This is a genomic window from Pseudomonas sp. (assembly GCF_048269965.1).
Taxonomy (GTDB): Bacteria; Pseudomonadota; Gammaproteobacteria; order Pseudomonadales; family Pseudomonadaceae; genus Aquipseudomonas.
This window is the reverse complement of sequence record NZ_JBLWTV010000004.1, coordinates 60,003-75,058: the sequence shown is the minus strand read 5'-3', so window position 1 is coordinate 75,058 and position 15,056 is coordinate 60,003. Positions and strand designations below refer to the sequence as shown.

Annotated in this window: 11 protein-coding genes; 5 read left to right on the top strand and 6 right to left on the bottom strand. The window is 65.4% G+C overall.

The window, feature by feature from the left end:
• Positions 1-3 precede the first annotated feature (3 nt).
• Entirely contained in the window at positions 4-2,241 is a 2,238-nt protein-coding gene (locus tag ACN0X6_RS06340; RefSeq protein WP_417702786.1) for a molybdopterin cofactor-binding domain-containing protein, read from the top strand.
• A gap of 333 nt (positions 2,242-2,574) precedes the next feature.
• Here the strand turns inward: ACN0X6_RS06340 and ACN0X6_RS06335 are convergent, their stop codons facing one another.
• Together ACN0X6_RS06335 and ACN0X6_RS06330 are read right to left on the bottom strand one after the other, a co-directional pair.
• Positions 2,575-3,762: an XdhC family protein gene (locus ACN0X6_RS06335; RefSeq protein WP_417702785.1), complete on the bottom strand. Its 1,188-nt coding sequence runs from the start codon at positions 3,760-3,762 to the stop codon at positions 2,575-2,577.
• 71 nt (positions 3,763-3,833) lie between these two features.
• Positions 3,834-4,808, bottom strand: coding sequence for a LysR family transcriptional regulator (locus ACN0X6_RS06330; RefSeq protein WP_417702784.1), 975 nt, complete (start codon positions 4,806-4,808; stop codon positions 3,834-3,836).
• A gap of 154 nt (positions 4,809-4,962) precedes the next feature.
• On the opposite strand from ACN0X6_RS06330, the gene ACN0X6_RS06325 reads away from it, so the two are divergent.
• The 4 genes from ACN0X6_RS06325 (at position 4,963) to ACN0X6_RS06310 (ending at position 9,864) form a co-directional block, all read left to right on the top strand.
• A complete protein-coding gene (locus ACN0X6_RS06325) occupies positions 4,963-6,378 on the top strand; it encodes an acetyl-CoA carboxylase biotin carboxylase subunit (protein ID WP_417702783.1) in 1,416 nt (471 codons plus the stop codon).
• A gap of 8 nt (positions 6,379-6,386) precedes the next feature.
• Positions 6,387-8,198 carry a sodium-extruding oxaloacetate decarboxylase subunit alpha gene (oadA, locus tag ACN0X6_RS06320; RefSeq protein ID WP_417702782.1) on the top strand — a complete coding sequence of 604 codons (1,812 nt, stop codon included), beginning with the start codon at positions 6,387-6,389 and terminating at the stop codon, positions 8,196-8,198.
• A gap of 420 nt (positions 8,199-8,618) precedes the next feature.
• A complete protein-coding gene (locus tag ACN0X6_RS06315; RefSeq protein ID WP_417702781.1) occupies positions 8,619-9,560 on the top strand; it encodes a sodium-dependent bicarbonate transport family permease in 942 nt (313 codons plus the stop codon).
• 1 nt (position 9,561) lies between these two features.
• Positions 9,562-9,864, top strand: a complete 303-nt coding sequence (locus ACN0X6_RS06310) for a P-II family nitrogen regulator (RefSeq protein ID WP_417702780.1) — start codon at positions 9,562-9,564, stop codon at positions 9,862-9,864.
• Positions 9,865-9,974: 110 nt separating this feature from the next.
• On the opposite strand, the gene ACN0X6_RS06305 is transcribed toward ACN0X6_RS06310, so the two are convergent.
• The 4 genes from ACN0X6_RS06305 to ACN0X6_RS06290 form a co-directional block, all read right to left on the bottom strand.
• Positions 9,975-10,703 (bottom strand): carbonic anhydrase, encoded by a 729-nt coding sequence (locus ACN0X6_RS06305; RefSeq protein ID WP_417702779.1) that lies wholly within the window; start codon positions 10,701-10,703, stop codon positions 9,975-9,977.
• 180 nt (positions 10,704-10,883) lie between these two features.
• Positions 10,884-11,831 carry a carbohydrate kinase family protein gene (locus ACN0X6_RS06300; RefSeq protein ID WP_417702778.1) on the bottom strand — a complete coding sequence of 316 codons (948 nt, stop codon included), beginning with the start codon at positions 11,829-11,831 and terminating at the stop codon, positions 10,884-10,886.
• 231 nt (positions 11,832-12,062) lie between these two features.
• A complete protein-coding gene (gene xylB, locus ACN0X6_RS06295; RefSeq protein WP_417702777.1) occupies positions 12,063-13,562 on the bottom strand; it encodes a xylulokinase in 1,500 nt (499 codons plus the stop codon).
• A 3-nt stretch (positions 13,563-13,565) separates the two neighbouring features.
• The gene (locus ACN0X6_RS06290; protein WP_417702776.1) at positions 13,566-15,041 is read right to left on the bottom strand and encodes a mannitol dehydrogenase family protein; all 1,476 of its coding nucleotides are present in this window, start codon (positions 15,039-15,041) and stop codon (positions 13,566-13,568) included.
• Positions 15,042-15,056 lie beyond the last annotated feature (15 nt).

Below are 15,056 nucleotides of genomic sequence, written 5' to 3'. Positions count from 1 at the left end.
GACATGGGCAAGATCGAAACCCCCGATAGCGCCACTCGCGGCATCCTCAATGTCAGCCGTCGCACCCTGCTCAAGGGTGCTGGTGGCCTGGCGCTGGGCATCTTCTTCGCGCCGCTGATCCGCGGTATGGACGCGCTGGCGGCCGGCGGCTCGCTGGAGCCGAACGCCTTCGTCCGTATCGACCTCGACGGCACGGTGACCGTGCTGGCCAAACACCTGGAAATGGGCCAGGGCAGCTACACCGGCCTGGCCACCTTGCTCGCCGAAGAGCTGGATGCCGACTGGGACAAGGTACGTGTCGAAGGCGCGCCGGCCGATGTGAAGCGCTACAACAACCTCGCTTTCGGCCCGATGCAGGGCACCGGCGGCAGTACCGCCATGGCCAACTCCTGGGAGCAGATGCGCAATGCCGGCGCCACCGCCAAGGCCATGCTTGTGGCTGCGGCCGCGCAGCGCTGGGGCGTGCCGGCCAGTGAAATCAGCGTCAGCCAGGGCGTGATCAGTCACGCCGGCTCGGGCCGCAGCGCCGGTTTCGGTGAGCTGGTCGAGGCGGCGGCGTCACTGCCGGTGCCGGAGCAGGTGCAACTCAAGGACCCCAAGGACTTCAAGCTGATCGGCAAGCGCGAGCTGCGCCGCAAGGACAGTCCGGGCAAGACCGATGGCAGCGCCATCTTCACCCAGGACTTCAAACTGCCCGGCATGCTGGTGGCCATGGTCGCCTACCCGCCGCGTTTCGGTGGCGTGCCGCGCTCGGTCGATAGCAGCAAGGCCAAGGCCGTGCGCGATGTGGTCGAGGTGGTGGAGTTTCGCGATCTGCCTCACGGTCGCTCCGGTGTCGCCGTGTTGGCGAAGAACACCTGGGCGGCGCGCCAGGGTCGTGATGCGCTGGTGATCGAGTGGGACGAGAGCCAGGCCTTCACCCTGGGTAGCGAGGAGATTTTCGCGCAGTACCGCGACAGCGCCAGCAAGCCAGGCCTGCCGGCAGCGAGCAGGGGTGACGCCGATGCAGCGTTGGCCCAGGCGGCGAAAACCGTCGAGGCCGAGTACGAGTTTCCTTATCTGGCCCACGCGGCGATGGAGCCGATGAACTGCCTGGTGAAGCTCTCCAGCGACCGCTGCGAAATCTGGAACGGCGAGCAGTTCCAGACCGTCGACCAGGCCATCATCAGCAGCTATCTGGGCCTGACGCCCGAGCAGGTTTCGCTGACCCAACTGTATGCCGGCGGCAGCTTCGGTCGTCGCGCCAGCTCGGTGTCGGATTACCTGCTGGAAGCGGTGGCAATCACCAAGGCCGCGCGCGACAAGGGCGTGGATGCACCGGTGAAAATGGTCTGGACGCGCGAGGACGATACCCGTGGCGGTTCCTTCCGGCCGTTGTACCTGCACCGCGTGCGCATCGGCCTGGATGAAGCCGGCAAGCTGCAGGCCTGGCATAACCGTATCGTCGGCCAGTCGATCATCGCCGGCACCTCGATGGAGCCGTTCCTGGTCAAGGACGGCATCGACCACACCTCGGTGGAGGGTATCTCCAACCTGTCCTACGCGGTGCCCAACCTGCAGGTGGAGCTGAGCACGCCGACCAATATCAAGGTGCCGGTGCTCTGGTGGCGCTCGGTCGGCCATACCCACACCGGTTACGTCGCCGAAACCATGATCGACGAAGCCGCCGTTGCCGCCGGCCAGGACCCTTACGCCTTCCGCCATGCGTTGCTGGACAGTCATCCGCGTCATCGCGGTGCGCTGGAGCTGGCCGCCAGGCAGGCCGGTTGGGACAAGCCGCTGGCAGCGGGTGCCGAGGGCGAGAAGCGCGGGCGTGGCATTGCCGTGCACGAGTCGTTCGGCTCGTTCGTGGCGCAGGTGGCCGAAGTCACGGTGAAGGCCGATGGCAGCTACCGTCTGGATCGCGTGGTGTGCGCGGTGGACTGCGGCATCGCCATCAACCCGGACGTGATCAAGGCGCAGATGGAGGGCGGTATCGGCTTCGCCCTGGCGGCGGCCCGGCACAGCGCGATCACCTTGAAGGAAGGGCGGGTCGAGCAGTCGAACTTCCACGACTTCCAGGTGTTGCGCCTGAACGAAATGCCCAGGGTCGAGGTGCATATCGTGCCGTCGGCGGCGAATCCGACCGGTGTCGGTGAGCCGGGTGTGCCGCCGCTGGCGCCCGCGCTGGCCAACGCCCTGTTCGCGGCCACTGGCGTGCGTCTGCGCAAGTTGCCGTTCCCGGCGCAGATCAAGGCCTGAGGCCTGATACCGGAAACACGAACGCCCGGGGTGATCCTGGGCGTTTGCGTTTATGGGGCTGGTTTTCCCGGATTGCATCCGAGCTGCGGTGGTAGCGCGAATCAGGCGGGGCGCTGCCGTTCGCTCCTGCAGGTGGATCAGACTCAGCTCGTGGTGGGCTGAAGCCCACCCTACCAGTCAGAGTTCGGCGGTGGAGTGGATGTAATTGAGTTGGAGGGATTGCAGGTCGTAGGGTGGGCTTTAGCCCACCAATCGTAGTCAGCGGGGGCTAAAACGGATCGCCGCCCGGCCCACCCTACAAATCTGTAGCCCGGATGCAATCCGGGGCTTTGATCAGGAGGCCGTCCGTCTGGTCGCTGGTTCGATCTCGCTGCAACCCTGCGCCGTTGGCGTATGGATCGCCGCCTGGCGATGCTTGAGCATGCCCCCGGTACGCTCGTTCAGCGCGGCGGTCATCTCGGCGAGAATCGCCATGGCCACGCTTTCCGGCGTATCGCCGCCGATATCCAGGCCGATGGGATAGTGCAGACGTTCCAGCGCCGGCAGGTGCGTGCTGTGCTGGCGAATCTCGTCCAGCAGGCGTTCGGTACGGTCGCGCGGCCCCAATTGGCCGATGTAAGCCGGTGCGCCCTGGAGCACGCTGCCCAGCCAATGGCGATCCTGGCTGTAGCTGTGGCTCATGATCGCCACCATGGCGCCGTCGGTGAGCCTGTGCAGATCGTAGGGCGGCCGGGCATCGACCTGCCGTACGGCATCGGCGTCGGGAAAGCGCTCGGCGCGGGCGAAATGGGCGCGGCCATCGACCACGGTGACGTGCCAGTCCAGCAGCTTGGCCATATGCGTCAGCGGCTGTGCGTCATGGCCCGCGCCGAAGATCACCAGGCGCCGTTGCGGCGCCAGGTACTCGCAGAACACCTCGATCTCGCCACGCTCATCGCGGTAGTTGCGCAGTGACGATCGGCCCGTGGCCAGCGTTCGCTGCAGGTCGGCGCGCACCTCGGCGTCGAGCGCGGGATCGAGCAGGCGGCCATTGTCGCTGAGCGATGGATGCAGCAACAGGCGCTCACCCACACGCACGCGGGCGTTGCGATAACTGCAGATCACCGTGGCGACCGCCCCCGCCTGGCCGCTCTCACGCACCTGGCGCAGTAGTTCGAGCACCGCCAGCGGCTTGTCCGCGCTGTGGCGCTCGAGCAGCACGTGCACGGTGCCGTTGCAGCCGAGGCCGAAGGTCAGTGCGGCGTCCTGATCGTCATCGTCGTCCTGGGTGGCGGTGCTGTAGCGACGGATCACGGCTTCGCCGCCATCGGTCAGCCACCAGGCCTTCTTCGCCACTTCGGACTCCAGGCAGCCGCCGCTGATGGTGCCCACGGTGCCGCCGTAGAGCGGGATCAGCATGCGCGCGCCGGGGCGGCGATAGGCCGAGCCTTCGACCTTGACCACGGTGGCGAGCACGGCCTGGCCGTTGTCGCGCTCGAGCACGCGAAGAGCGCCGAGCAGGGCGCTGATTCCCGACAGCATTGATTTCTCCCAGGCAGGTTTTGGTGGAGCGATCCCAGGCTGCCAATGTCCCGTATGCCAGTTAAGAAGGGTTAGGCCGATCCTGCGAGATTCTTGCCCGATCCTGCGTGGCTGGGCTGGAAGCGTTCGGCCAGTTTGACGATTTGCGCGCGTTCGGTGCGGATGAAATCGACGAAGGCCTGCGCCACCGGCGACAGGCGCCGGCCACGGATATTCACCACGCACCAGCTGCGCTGCAGTGGCAGCTCGGCCACCGGCAGTTCACGCAGCAGGCCATGCTGCAATTCCAGGCGCACGGCATGGCGCGGTAGCAGGGCGATGCCGAGTCCGGCCAGCACCGCCTCGCGCTGCGATTCCAGCGAACCGATTTCCAGGGTATTCGGGAAGTGCGCGCGTTTCTGGTGGCAGTACTCCTCGCAGGCGCGGCGGGTACCCGAGCCGCTTTCGCGAATCAGCAGCGGGTAGGGCGTGAGGTCGTGCAACTGCAGGCTGTCCGCCTCGCACAGGGGGTGATCCGGTGGCGCCACGGCAATGATCGGATTCTCGAGGAAGGGCATGAAGTCCAGCGCCAGGTCCTGCGGCACCTGGCTCATGATCATCAGGTCGTCGCGGCTCTGGGTCAGGCGACGCACCACCAGCGCGTGATTGACCACCGTGAGATTCAGGCTGACTTCCGGGTATTGACGGCGAAATTCGGCGAAAAGGTGGGGAATGAAGTATTTCGCGCTGGATTCCACGCACAGGTTGAGCTGACCCTGCAGCGAGCCCTGCAGGTCGGACAGCTGCATGTCCAGGCTTTCCAGGCGGCCGAAGATATCGCTGCTGGCGCGTTTGAGTGCCTCGGCGGCTTCGGTCAGGTAGAGCTTCTTGCCGACGTACTCGAACAACGGCTGGCCCACCAGCTCCTCCAGCTGGCGAATCTGCAGGCTGACGGCGGGCTGGGTCAGTGACATTTCCTCGGCGGCGCGGCTGTAGGAGCCGTGTTCGCACACGGCACGGAACACCTGGAGCTGGCGCAAGGTCATGCGCAGCAGGGTTTTACGCACGGTTTCGTCCTCGTTCGATCAATGCATAAGTAATTACTTATGCACGATCAAATAATTATTCATTTTTGTTAATTCGTATAGCCGGATAGGGTTTCACCACGTTTGCAACCAACTGTTGCGGCGGCCCTTGCAGCTCTGCGCTGAGGATTGGATCGTGATAAGAAAAATACTGATCGCCAACCGTGGTGAGATTGCCGTCCGCATCGTGCGGGCCTGCGCCGAGATGGGCATCCGCTCGGTAGCGATCTACTCCGACGCGGACCGTCATGCCCTGCACGTCAAGCGTGCCGACGAGGCGCACAGCATTGGCGAAGATCCGCTGGCCGGCTATCTGAACCCGCGCAAGCTGGTCAATCTGGCCGTGGAAACCGGTTGCGATGCGCTGCATCCCGGCTACGGCTTTCTTTCCGAAAATGCCGAACTTGCAGAGATCTGTGCCGAACGTGGGATCAAATTCATAGGCCCGAGCGCGGAAGTCATCCGCCGCATGGGCGACAAGACCGAAGCGCGCCGCAGCATGATCAAGGCCGGTGTACCGGTCACCCCCGGTACCGAAGGCAACGTCGCCGACCTGACCGAGGCGCTGCGCGAGGCCGAGCGCATCGGTTACCCGGTGATGCTCAAGGCCACCTCCGGTGGTGGCGGTCGCGGCATCCGTCGCTGCAACAGTCGCGAGGAACTGGAGCAGGCCTACCCGCGAGTGATCTCCGAGGCGACCAAGGCCTTCGGCAGCGCGGAAGTGTTCCTGGAAAAATGCATCGTCAATCCGAAGCACATCGAAGCGCAGATCCTCGCCGACAGCTTTGGCAATACCGTGCACCTGTACGAGCGTGACTGCTCGATCCAGCGCCGCAACCAGAAACTCATCGAGATCGCCCCCAGCCCGCAGCTCACCCCCGAGCAGCGTGCCTATATCGGCGACCTGGCCGTGCGTGCCGCGCAGGCCGTGGGTTACGAGAACGCCGGTACCGTGGAGTTCCTGCTCGCCGAAGGCGAGGTGTACTTCATGGAAATGAACACCCGGGTGCAGGTGGAGCACACCATCACCGAGGAAATCACCGGCATCGACATCGTTCGCGAGCAGATCCGCATCGCCAGCGGCCTGCCACTGTCGGTCAAGCAGGAAGACATCATCCACCGCGGTTATGCCCTGCAGTTCCGCATCAATGCCGAGGACCCGAAGAACAACTTCCTGCCCTCGTTCGGCAAGATCACCCGTTACTACGCGCCCGGCGGCCCCGGCGTGCGCACCGACACGGCGATCTACACCGGCTACACCATTCCGCCCTATTACGACTCGATGTGCCTGAAGCTGATCGTCTGGGCGCTGACCTGGGAAGAGGCGATGGACCGTGGCCTGCGCGCACTGGACGACATGCGCGTGCAGGGCGTGCGCACCACCGCGCCCTATTACCAGGAAATCCTGCGTAATCCGGAATTCCGTAGCGGCCAGTTCAACACCAGCTTCGTCGAAAGCCACCCGGAACTCACCCAGTACTCGATCAAGCGCAACCCGTCGCACCTGGCCATCGCCATCGCCACCGCCATCGCTGCCCACGCGGGCCTGTAGGGGACATCATGAGCAAGAAGATCACCGTTACCGATACCGTCCTGCGCGATGCCCACCAGTCGCTGCTGGCCACGCGCATGCGCACCGAAGACATGCTGCCGATCTGCGACAAGCTCGACCGCGTCGGCTACTGGTCGCTGGAAGTCTGGGGTGGCGCCACCTTCGACGCGTGCGTGCGTTTCCTCAAGGAAGACCCGTGGGAGCGCCTGCGCCAGCTCAAGGCGGCGCTGCCCAACACCCGCCTGCAGATGCTTCTGCGCGGGCAGAACCTGCTCGGCTACCGCCACTACAGCGATGATGTGGTCAAGGCGTTCGTGGCCAAGGCGGCGGTCAATGGCATCGACGTGTTCCGCATTTTCGACGCGATGAACGACGTGCGTAACCTGCGCGTGGCCATCGAGGCGGTGAAGGCTGCCGGCAAGCACGCCCAGGGCACCATCGCCTACACCACCAGCCCGGTGCACACCACCGAGGCATTCGTCGCCCAGGCCAAGGCCATGCAGGCGATGGGTATCGACTCCATCGCGATCAAGGACATGGCCGGCCTGCTCACGCCTTACGCCACCTTTGCGCTGGTCAAGGCACTGAAGAGCGAAGTCGACCTGCCGGTATTCATCCACAGCCACGACACCGCCGGTCTCGGTTCGATGTGCCAGCTCAAGGCCATCGAAGCGGGTGCCGATCACATCGACACCGCCATCTCCAGTCTGGCCTGGGGTACCAGCCATCCGGGTACCGAGTCGATGGTCGCCGCGCTCAAGGGCAGCGAGTTCGACACTGGTCTCGACCTGGAGCTGATCCAGGAAATCGGCATGTACTTCCACGCCGTGCGCAAGAAGTACCACCAGTTCGAGAGCGAGTTCACCGGCGTCGATACCCGCGTGCAGGTCAATCAGGTACCGGGCGGGATGATTTCCAACCTGGCCAACCAGCTCAAGGAGCAGGGCGCGCTGAACCGCATGAACGAAGTGCTGGAAGAGATCCCGCGCGTGCGTGCCGACCTCGGCTTCCCACCGCTGGTGACGCCGACCTCGCAGATCGTCGGTACCCAGGCGTTCTTCAACGTGCTGGCCGGCGAGCGCTACAAGACCATCACCAACGAGGTGAAGCTGTACCTGCAAGGCCGCTACGGCAAGGCGCCGGGCAAGGTCGACGAGCAACTGCGCAAGCAGGCCATCGGCAGCGAAGAAGTGATCGACGTACGCCCGGCCGACCTGCTCAAGCCCGAGCTGGCGCGCCTGCGTGAAGAGATCGGCAGCCTGGCCAAGTCCGAAGAGGACGTGCTGACCTTCGCCATGTTCCCCGATATCGGGCGCAAGTTCCTCGAGGAGCGCGCGGCCGGCACCCTCAAGCCGGAAGAGTTGCTGCCCGTGCCAAATGGCCCGGGCAAGGCCGCGCCGGCCGGTGGCGAGGGCGTGCCGACCGAGTTCGTGGTCGACGTGCACGGTGAAAGCTACCGCGTGGATATCACCGGTGTCGGCGTCAAGGGCGACGGCAAGCGCCACTTCTACCTGTCCATCGACGGCATGCCGGAAGAAGTGGTGTTCGAGGCGCTCAATGAATACGTCGCAGGCGCCGCTGGCAAGCGCAAGCAGGCCGGTGCACCGGGCGACGTGTCCACCACCATGCCGGGCAACATCGTCGATGTGCTGGTCAAGGAAGGTGACACGGTCAAGGCCGGGCAGGCGGTGCTGATCACCGAAGCAATGAAGATGGAAACCGAAGTGCAGGCGCCGATTGCCGGTACCGTCAAGGCCGTTCACGTGGCCAAGGGCGACCGCGTCAATCCGGGCGAAGTACTGGTGGAAATCGAAGGTTAACCTCTATGGAGCCCGGCCTGTTGGATGGGCAAGTTTGACGGGGCGTAACCCGGGCTCCTTTTTTATTCAGCGCCACGGCGCAGGTTTGTCCCGGGGGCCGCGAGGCTCCCTTTTTTTGCACGGCACATCCATGTGCTTCACCCCTCGGTGGCCCCGCGCAAAACGCTAACGGCGTTTGTGCGACTCGCCAGCGCAGGGGCATCCGGGCATGCCGGCTAAGCTTTCCGGCCATGCCCCGGCGCTTCGCCTTCGTGGCGAGGCAAAGCAGGGCGATCAGCACCGCCCTGTGCCGGGGCATGGCCCTTTCCTTTGCATGTACGTGGCCGTCCGGGTGGGGTGCGCGGTGCGCACCGAGGCGGGTGGTGAATAGAGTGACTGGTGCGCGCAGCGCACCCTGTGAGGCTGGGGAGGTGAGCTGAAGTGGCTTTGGATCCGGTGGTGCTGTTTTTCGTCTTCGGCCTGGTCGCCGGCCTGCTCAAGAGTGAGCTGAAGCTGCCGGCGGCGCTGTACGAGACGCTGTCGATCATTCTCTTGCTGGCCATCGGGCTGCACGGTGGTGTGGAGCTGGCGCAGCAGGCCAGCCTGCAGCTGCTCGGTCAGTCGGCGCTGGTACTGGCGCTCGGCGTGCTGCTGCCGATCCTGGCGTTTGTCCTGTTGCGCGGCCTGCGCTTCGACCGCGTCAATGCGGCGGCGGTGGCGGCGCACTACGGTTCGGTCAGCGCCGGTACCTTCGCCGTGGTGGTGGCCTACATGCTGGCCAAGGGCATCGAATTCGAGAGCTACATGCCGCTGTTCGTGGCGATCCTGGAGATTCCGGCGATCCTGGTCGGTATCGTCCTGGCCAAGGGCATTTCGCGCGACACGCACTGGGGCGAACTGGGCCGCGAGATCTTCCTCGGCAAGAGCATCATGCTGCTGCTCGGCGGTCTGGTGATCGGCGCGATCGCCGGCAAGGAGGCGATCAAGCCGCTGGAACCGCTGTACACCAGCATGTTCAAGCCGGTGCTGGCGTTCTTCCTGCTGGAGATGGGCCTGATCGCCTCCGGCCAGCTCGGTGCGCTGAAGCAGTTCGGTGTGCGCCTGGCGGCCTTCGCCCTGTTGATGCCGCTGCTCGGTGCGTTGATCGGCGCCTTGCTGGCGCGCTTCATGGGCCTGAGCCTGGGTGGCACGGCGGTGCTGGCCACGCTCGCGGCCTCGGCGTCCTATATCGCGGTGCCGGCGGCGATGCGCCTGGCCTTGCCCGAGGCCAACCCGTCGCTGTCGCTGACCGCCTCGCTGGGCATCACCTTCCCATTCAATATCCTGATCGGCATTCCGCTGTACCTGGCGCTGGCCGAACGACTGATCGCCTGGGGGTTCTGAGATGAACGCACATAGCCGCACCCTGCTCACCGTGATCTGCGAGGCGGCGCTGGAGAAGCGTCTGCTGGCCGATCTGGAAGCGCTCGGCGCACCCGGCTGGACCATTTCCGACGCACGTGGCCGTGGACACCGCGGCGTGCGCAGCGCCGGCTGGGACACCGAGGGCAACATCCGTCTGGAAATCATCTGCAACCGCGAATTGGCCGAGCGCATCGCCGAGCATCTGCAGGCGCGCTACTACGACCACTTCGCCATGGTCTGCTACCTGGCGCAGGTGCAAGTGCTGCGTGGGGAGAAGTTCTAAGGCGCATCAGGGGACGGAGCCGCCTGGGCCGTGAAACTCTGGGAGGAGCATCGCGGCTAAAGCCCCTCCCACCGTGACCGTGGGAGGGGCTTTAGCCGCGAGCCTGCGTATCAGCTTTGTGGAAAACGCGCGCGTGGCGTCGCCATCGGAATCTTGTCGCCGTCGAGCGGCAGGAAGCTGCCCAACTCTGCATCGTAGGCCTTGATCTGGCTGGTTTCGATGTCATACACCCAGCCATGGATGAACAGTTGGCCGCGCGCCAGTTTGGCCGCCACCGACGGGTGAGTACACAGGTGGTTGAGCTGCGCCACCACGTTCTCTTCGGTGAGTACGCTCAGGGCTTCCTTGTCGTCGCTGCAGTTGCAGTTCTCTGCCACCACGCTGCGCGCCACCTCGGCATGACGTAGCCAGGCTTTTACCGTGGGCATGCTTTCCAGCGAGGCCGGGTTGAGCACCGCCTTCATCGCGCCGCAGTCGGAGTGGCCGCAGATGACGATGTGTTGCACGCCCAGGGCCATCACCGCGTACTCGATGGCGGTGGAGACGCCGCCCATCATCTGCCCGTAGGCCGGCACCACGTTACCGACGTTGCGGTTGACGAACAGGTCGCCAGGCGAGCTCTGGGTGATCAGCTCCGGCACCACGCGCGAGTCGGCGCAGGTGATGAACATGGCGCGTGGGTTCTGGGCGGTGGCGAGCTTCTTGAACAGTTCTTCCTGCTGCGGGAAGACCTCGTTGCGAAAGCGCTTGAAGCCATCGACGATGCTGTGCAGCGCCTGCTCGGCGGTTTCGTTGCCCTCGTGGACCTGAAGCGGAATCACCTGATGTTTGTAAGGCATGCCCTGAACCTCTGGGTTATCTGAAAATACGCTGCTAGAACGACAGTCGCTGCGCTGTGCGAGTCACACACCAAGTGTCGCCTCCAGCGAGCTGAGCGACAACCGGCGGTTTCGGGCCATTCGCCTCGGCGCACAGGGAGCCTGTGCCGCTGCCAGGTGAGGCAGCGAGGGGTGGCTCGGTCAGCGCGCGCTCTGCCGCTCCAGCTCATGCAGGTAGGGCAGGTCGGGGCCCACCCGCGAGCAGGTCAGCGCAGCAGCCTCGATGGCCAGGCGCAGCATGTCGTTGATCTGCTCACGGCTCAGCGTTTCCAGCGCCTCGGGGGTGTCCAGCGCATGGCGGGCCAGGTAACTGAGCAGCGCGGCCTGGAAGGTATCGCCAGCGCCGACGGTGTCACGGGTGTGCACCTCCACTGCCGGGGCCGACCAGTGCCCGTGGCGGCAGTGGACGCTGGCGCCTTTGCTGCCGTGGGTGAGAAACACCAGTTGGCAGCGCTGGTTGAGCCAGCTCGCCGCTACCTGCTGCGGGTCGCGCTCGGGGTACAGCAGCTGCAGATCCTCTTCGCTGACCTTGATCAGGTGCGCGTAGCCGGCGAAGGTCTCGACGCGCTCGCGCCAGTGGGCGATATCCGGCGCCGGACCGAGACGCACGTTGGGATCGAGGCTGATCAGGCGCTGCCGGTGTTCGCGTTGCACCAGCTGCAGCAGCGTGCTCGCCACCGGCTCCACCACCAGAGAGAAGGAGCCGACGTGCAGGCCGCACACCTGCGCATCCAGTGTCGGCAGGTGCTCGGTGAGCAGTTGGCGGTCGGCACAGCCTTCGCCACGGAAGGAATACTGCGGTGAGCCGGCAGCGTCCAGGCCGACCATCGCCAGGGTGGTCGGCGCATCGCTGGCGATCAGGTAGGCATCGCTCACGCCTTCGTCACGCAGCACCTGGCGCAGGCGCTGGCCGAGGCTGTCCGAGGAAATCCCGGTGAACAGCGCCGAGTCGGCGCCCATCCGGCGCAGGCCCAGCGCCACGTTGAACGGCGAGCCACCGGCGATGGCCTTGAAGGCCAGCTCATTGCCACGCCCACCGTCGCTCTGGATGAACACATCGAACAGTGCTTCGCCACAGACCAGGTACATGTTGTTCTCCGTATCGGTTGACGGGTACCTCTAAAAACCACCTGCTTCGCCTGATGCCAATCAGTTGAGCGCCAACGCGGGGCGTTCGTGGGAGCGGCGCCCCGCCGCGAATCTGGGCGGCGCGGACTCGAGAGGCTTCGCCCCGAGCTCCTGCGAAAGCCGCTTTGACAGCCTCATCTCATCTGCATTATCTGCCTCGCCTGGGTTCTTGGAGGTGCCCTTGAGGCGTTCTCACGCCGGTGTGCGCTCGGCGAGCCGGCGGACCTGCTCGCGGTAGCGTTGATAGACCATTTCGTACTGCGCCGTGCGCGCCGGGTCCGGCTGCGTCCGCGTGCTGGCATCGAGGTGCACGCAACGCTCGCACAGTTCGGCCAGCTGCGCCTGGCGATCCGCTCCGGGCGTCAGGCACCAGGCGGCCTGGATCGCGGCGCCCAGTGCGGCGGCTTCGGTGTGCTGCGGGCAGACCAGTGGTGTGCCCATGATGTCGGCGATCACCTGACGCCATACCGGACTCTTCGCCGCGCCGCCGATCAGGCGGATGGTCTGGCTCTGCAGGCCGCTGGCGCGCAGCAGGTCGAGGCCGTAGCGCAGGCTGAAACTGGTGCCCTCGACCACCGCCCGACACAGATTGGCGCGGGTCAGATTGTCGCTGTCCATGCCCAGCAGGCTGGCGCGCGAGCGGGGCAGCGCCGGCACCCGTTCGCCATTGAAGAACGGCAGCATCAGCAGGCCCTCGGCGCCGATGGGTGATTGCCCGACCAGCGCGCCGAAGGTCTGGATGTCCAGTTCCAGCAATTGCTGGATCAGCCCGGTGGCGCTGGTCAGGTTCATGGTGCAGATCAATGGCAGCCAGCCGCCGCTTGATGAGCAGAAGGTCGCCACCTGTGCATGCGGGCTGACCGTCGGTTGGTCGCTGTAGGCGCAGAGGGTGCCGGAGGTGCCCAGGCTCATGGTGATCGCGCCCGGGCGAATGTTGCCGGTGCCGATGGCGCCCATCATGTTGTCGCCACCGCCGCTGGCCACCACGGCATCCGGGTTCAGGCCCAGTTGCCGGGCGATCTGCGGGCGGAGGCGGCCCGCTGGCTGATCCGACTCGATCAGCTCTGGCAGCGCGTTGCAAAGGCGCCCGCTGGGGTCGATGAAATTCAGCAGCTCGCGGTCCCAACTGCGCGTGCGCACGTTGAAATAACCCGAGCCGGAAGCGTCGCCGTACTCGCTGCAGGCACGGCCGGTGAGCCAGTGGTTGAGGTAATCGTGCGGCAGCAGGATATGCGCGATACGAGCAAAGACATCGGGGTGCTGCTCCTGGGTCCAGAGTAGCTTGGACACCGTGTAACCGGGCGCGATGGCCACGCCCAGGCGCTGCAGCGAACCGGCCTCGCCGCCGAGATGATCGAGCAGGCGCTGGTTCTGCGGGGTCGATTCGGTGTCGCACCAGAGCTTGGCCGGGCGCAGCACCGCGCCCTGTTCGTCGAGCAGCACCAGACCATGCTGCTGGCCGGAGACGCCGATGCCGAGAATCCGCTCGCCGCTGATTCCGGCGGCTGTCAGCGCCTGGCGGGTCGCCTGCTCGAAGGCATCCAGCCATTGCTGCGGCTGTTGCTCGCGGCGGCCGTTGGCACCGCTCTGCAGGGTATGGCTGGCGCTGCCGGCGCCAAGCACCTGGCCGCTGCCTGCGTCCAGCACCAGGGCTTTGGTGCCCTGAGTGCCGCAATCGATACCGAGGTACATGGTTCAATCGCCCAGCAGGGTCTGCAGGGTGCGCGTCACGCCGAGCTTGCGCAGGCTGTCGTAACACAGCTCGAAGGCTTCGACGAACGCCGTCGACTGCGCGATGGCGTTGCCGAAGATCGCCTCGACGCCCAGTACCCGTTCACACACCCTGTCGTCGTCGGCCACCAGTGCCTGGCAGAACGCGGCGCGCGGATCGGGAATGCGATAGCGCGTGCCGTTCTCGTCGACGCCCTTGAGGTACAGCGCCCAGGCTGCGACCACCAGTGCCACGCGCTCCAGCGGCCGACCGTCCTCGATCAGGCGGTTGAGGGTCGGAACGATGAACTTGGGAAACTTCGACGAGCCATCCGAGCAGACCCGCTCCAGCTGGTCGGCGATGGCCTGGTTGGAGAAGCGCTCGATCAGCGTGTCCTTGTAGGTGCTTAGGTCGATGCCCGGCACTGGCGCCAGCTGCGGCGTCACGTCGAGGTCCATGAAGGTGCGCACGTACTGGCGCATCAGCGGGTCGTTCATTGCCTCGTGAACGAAGCGATAGCCCTTGAGAAAGCCCAGGTAGGTCAGCGCCAGGTGGCTGCCATTGAGCAGCTTGATCTTCATCTCCTCGTAGGGCGTGACGTCGTCGGTGAATTGCACGCCGACCTCTTCCCAGGCCGGGCGGCCGCTGACGAACTTGTCTTCCAGCACCCATTGCACGAAGGGCTCGCAGACCACCGGCCAGGCGTCATCGACGCCATGCTGCTCGGCCAGTTGCTGGCGATGGGCGGCGCTGGTCATCGGCGTGATGCGGTCGACCATGGCGTTGGGAAAGCTCACGTGCTGGTCGATCCAGGTGGCCAGCTCATGATTGGCCAGATGGGCGAAGGCCAGCAGCGCCTTGCGCGTGACATCGCCGTTGTGCGGCAGGTTATCGCAGGACATCAGGGTGAAGGCCGGGATGCCGGCGGCGCGGCGTTTGGCCAGGGCGGCGCAGAGAAAACCGAACACGCTTTGCGGCGATTGCGGGTGGCGCAGGTCGTGCTGAATGGCTGGCAGTTCGGCGAGAAATTCGCCGGTGCTGTCGTCGATGCAGTAACCACCTTCGGTGATGGTCAGCGAGACGATGCGAATCGCCGGGTCGGCCAGTTTGTCGATCAGTACCTGCGGCGACTCTTCGGCCAGCAGCATGTCGGTGATCGCGCCGATCACCCGCACCGGCAGGTTCGGCTCGTCGCCCAGTTCGACCAGGGTGTAGAGGTAATCCTGGCTGGCCAGGGCATCGCGCATGGCGCGGTCCTCACTGCGCACGCCGACCCCGCAGATGCCCCAGTCCAGCGCCAGGCCCTGGTTCATCAGGGCGTCGGTGTAGACCGCCTGGTGGGCGCGGTGAAAGCCGCCGACGCCGAAATGGGCGATGCCGGTGCGGATCATCTCTGCGGTGTAGCCGGGCAGCGCGACGGCGCCGCCGAGCCGGGAAAGCTGCTGGCGATTGAGTTTCATCTGGAACATCCCGTG